The sequence below is a fragment of the Microbacterium sp. genome, from assembly GCF_031178525.1.
Taxonomy (GTDB): domain Bacteria; phylum Actinomycetota; class Actinomycetes; order Actinomycetales; family Microbacteriaceae; genus Microbacterium.
Genome location: NZ_JAPSJA010000228.1, coordinates 1 through 3,674, shown reverse-complemented (window position 1 = coordinate 3,674; position 3,674 = coordinate 1). Strand labels below are relative to the sequence as shown.

The 3,674-nt window shown below is 69.1% G+C and carries 3 protein-coding genes; all 3 read left to right on the top strand.

Going from position 1 to position 3,674, the window contains the following annotated elements; all coding sequences use genetic code 11:
• A partial coding sequence (gene recF / locus RIF89_RS12085) for a DNA replication/repair protein RecF (RefSeq protein ID WP_309069354.1) occupies positions 1-844 on the top strand: 844 nt, incomplete at its 5' end.
• Entirely contained in the window at positions 841-1,329 is a 489-nt protein-coding gene (locus RIF89_RS12080; protein WP_309069353.1) for a DciA family protein, read from the top strand. The genes recF and RIF89_RS12080, both read left to right, overlap by 4 nt.
• 122 nt (positions 1,330-1,451) lie before the next feature.
• Entirely contained in the window at positions 1,452-3,509 is a 2,058-nt protein-coding gene (gene gyrB / locus RIF89_RS12075) for a DNA topoisomerase (ATP-hydrolyzing) subunit B (RefSeq protein ID WP_375294478.1), read from the top strand.
• The last annotated feature ends 165 nt before the right edge of the window (positions 3,510-3,674 follow it).

Below are 3,674 nucleotides of genomic sequence, written 5' to 3'. Positions count from 1 at the left end.
CGTCCTGTTCGCTCCCGAGGATCTGCAGATCGTGCGTGGCGATCCGTCATCGCGCCGCCGGTTCGCCGACCAGCTGCTGATCCAGCGCACGCCGCGGATGTCGGCGGTGCTCGCCGACTACGACCGCACGCTCCGCCAGCGCACCGCGCTGCTGAAGTCCGCGCGGGCGCGCGGTCTCAAGGCGGCGCAGCTGCCGACGCTCGACGTGTGGGACGACAAGCTCGTCGCTCTCGGATCCGAGATCATCGACGCCCGCACGCGACTCGCGCAGGATCTCAGCGCGCCGGTCTCGGCGGCGTACGCCGCGATCGCGGGAGAGGATCACCGTCCGCAGCTCGAGTGGGCGCTGTCGGTGCGCGGCGGCGACCCCGAGGAGGGCGACGACCACCAGGACATCGGGGCGGGTGCGACGGCGGAGCTGTTCCGGGCGGCGCTCGCGGACAAGCGCGCGGCCGAGCTCGACCGCGGGCTCACGCTGGTCGGCCCTCACCGCGATGACCTCGTCCTGCGGGTGCGCGGTCTGCCGGTGAAGGGGTATGCCTCCCACGGCGAGTCGTGGTCGGTCGCGCTCGCGCTCCGCCTCGCGTCGGCCGAGCTGCTGCGCGCCGAGTCGCCCGGCGGCGATCCCGTGCTGATCCTCGACGACGTGTTCGCCGAGCTCGACGCCGACCGCCGCGCGCGCCTGGCCGGCGTGGTCGCCGACTACGAGCAGGTCGTCGTGACGGCCGCGGTGGCGGGCGATGTGCCCGAGGCGCTGCGCGCCAACGCCGTCCGCATCGAGGCCGGTCGGGTCCTCGGCCCGCTCTCCGAGCATCCGCTCGAACCGGCGGGAGGCGAGGGATGACGGGCGACGAGATCCCCGAGACCATCGCCACCTACCTGCGGCTGCGCGGGCTGGAGCCGAGCCGACGCGCGCAGTGGCGCAACAAGAGGCGTCGATCCGACGACGACGAGAACCAGCCGTTCACTCCCGGGCGTGACCCGGGATCGCTCGGCGATGCGCTCGACAAGCTCACCACCGCGCACGGATGGGCCCCGCAGCTGGCGCGGGAGGACCTCGTGCGCCAGTGGGAGGACGTGGCGGGCGCCGAGACCGCGCAGCACGCCAGCCCGGTGTCGCTCACGGACGGCATGCTCACGATCCAGTGCGACTCGACCGCATGGGCGAAGAACCTGTCGTACATGCGCGCCGAGATCCTCACGCAGATCGTCACGCGGTACCCGGACGCCGGCGTGTCGTCGGTGCGCTTCGTGGGGCCGGACGTCCCCACCTGGAAATGGGGTCGCAGATCGATTCCAGGGCGCGGCCCGCGCGATACCTACGGCTAGCCCACGTCCCGGGGTCACCCGATCACTTTTCGTGCGTCTGTGGGCCTGTCACGGGCAGTCCGATCCCTCCCGCTTGATAGGATGGCGGTGCACCCGAATACAGATGTGGAGCGCCTTCTCACATGACGATGGACAACCAGGACGAGCAGAACGCGCCGACTGATCCGACCGCGAACGGATCCCAGAACGGGAAGAAGGTCGGGGGAGACTACGGCGCAGACGCCATTCAGGTCCTGGAGGGTCTCGAGGCCGTCCGCAAGCGCCCCGGCATGTACATCGGCTCGACGGGCCCGCGCGGACTGCATCACCTCGTGTACGAGATCGTCGACAACTCGGTCGACGAGCACCTCGCCGGCTACTGCGACACGATCGTCGTGACGCTGCTGGAGGACGGCGGACTGCGCTGCGTCGACAACGGCCGCGGCATCCCCGTCGACCTGCACAAGACCGAGGGCAAGTCGACGCTCGAGGTCGTGCTGACGGTGCTGCACGCCGGTGGCAAGTTCGGCGGCGGCGGGTACGCGGTCTCCGGAGGCCTGCACGGCGTCGGATCGTCCGTCGTGAACGCGCTCTCGACCCGCCTCGACGCGGTCGTCAAGCGCCAGGGCCACGTGTGGCGCCAGTCGTTCCAGGGCGGCGGCGTGCCGCTCGCGCCGGTCGAGAAGGGTGAGGAGACCGGCGAGACCGGCACCACCATCACGTTCTGGCCGGATCCGGACATCTTCACCGAGGGCGTCGACTTCGATTACGAGACGCTGCGCACGCGGTTCCAGCAGACCGCGTTCCTGAACAAGGGCCTGCGCATCGAGCTGTACGACGAGCGGACAGACTCGGCCGAGGAAGTCGAGCGCGAGGACGGCTCGACCGAGATGGTCAAGCGCCACAACGTCTTCTTCTACGAGCGCGGCCTCGTCGACTACGTCGAGTACCTCAACAACCTGCGCAAGGCCGAGCGCGTCAACGAGGACATCATCGTGCTCGAGCAGGAGCAGGCGGACGGCCGGATGTCGGTCGAGATCGCGATGCAGTGGACCACCTCGTACAGCGAGAACGTCTTCACCTACGCGAACATGATCAACACGCACGAGGGCGGCACGCACGAGGAGGGCTTCCGCGCCGCGCTCACGACGCTCGTCAACAAGTACGCCCGCGCGAACAACCTCCTCAAGGAGAAGGACGACAACCTCACGGGCGACGACGTGCGCGAGGGTCTCACGGCCGTGATCTCGGTGAAGCTGTCGGAGCCGCAGTTCGAGGGCCAGACCAAGACCAAGCTCGGCAACACGGAGGCGAAGGCCTTCGTGCAGAAGGTGGTGGGCGACCAGCTCGCCGACTGGTTCGAGCGCAACCCCGCGCAGGCGAAGAACGTCATCCGCAAGGCGATCGACGCCGCCACCGCGCGTCTCGCCGCCCGCAAGGCCCGCGAGACGGCGCGTCGCAAGAGCGTGTTCGAGTCCGCGGCGATGCCGGACAAGCTCAAGGACTGCACGTCGAAGGATCCGTCGATCTCCGAGATCTTCCTGGTCGAGGGAGACTCCGCCGGCGGATCGGCGGTCGGCGGTCGCGACCCGCACACGCAGGCGATCCTCGCGCTGCGCGGCAAGATCCTCAACGTCGAGCGGGCGCGCATCGACAAGGCGCTGGGCAACAGGGAAGTCCAGGCGATGATCCAGGCCTTCGGCACGGGCATCGGGCCGGAGTTCGACATCGGCAAGGCGCGCTATCACAAGATCGTCCTGATGACGGATGCCGACGTCGACGGCCAGCACATCACGACGCTGCTGCTGACGCTGCTGTTCCGCTACATGCGCGGCCTCGTGGAGGCGGGCTTCGTGTACCTCGCGATGCCGCCGCTGTACCGCCTGAAGTGGTCGAACGCCTCGCACGAGTACGTGTACAGCGACCGCGAGCGCGACGCGCTGATCAAGGAGGGCACCGCCGCCGGCAAGCGCCTGCCGAAGGACGCCGGCATCCAGCGCTACAAGGGCCTCGGCGAGATGAACGATCACGAGCTGTGGGACACCACGATGAACCCCGAGACCCGGACGCTGCGTCAGGTCACGATCGACGACGCGGCCGCGGCCGACGAGATCTTCTCGGTGCTGATGGGCGAGGACGTCGAGTCGCGCCGCTCGTTCATCCAGCGCAACGCGAAGGACGTGAGGTTCCTGGACATCTGACGGCCGCCGCCGCCCCCGGGTGCGACCTCGCGGTCGCCCGGCGAGCGAAGCCAGTCGAGACGATCCAGACCTCCCACGGGTAGAAGACAGAAGAGAACATGACTGACGAGAACGACGAGCAGCGCCCCGACATCACGGCGACGCACAATCACGGGCGGATCGACC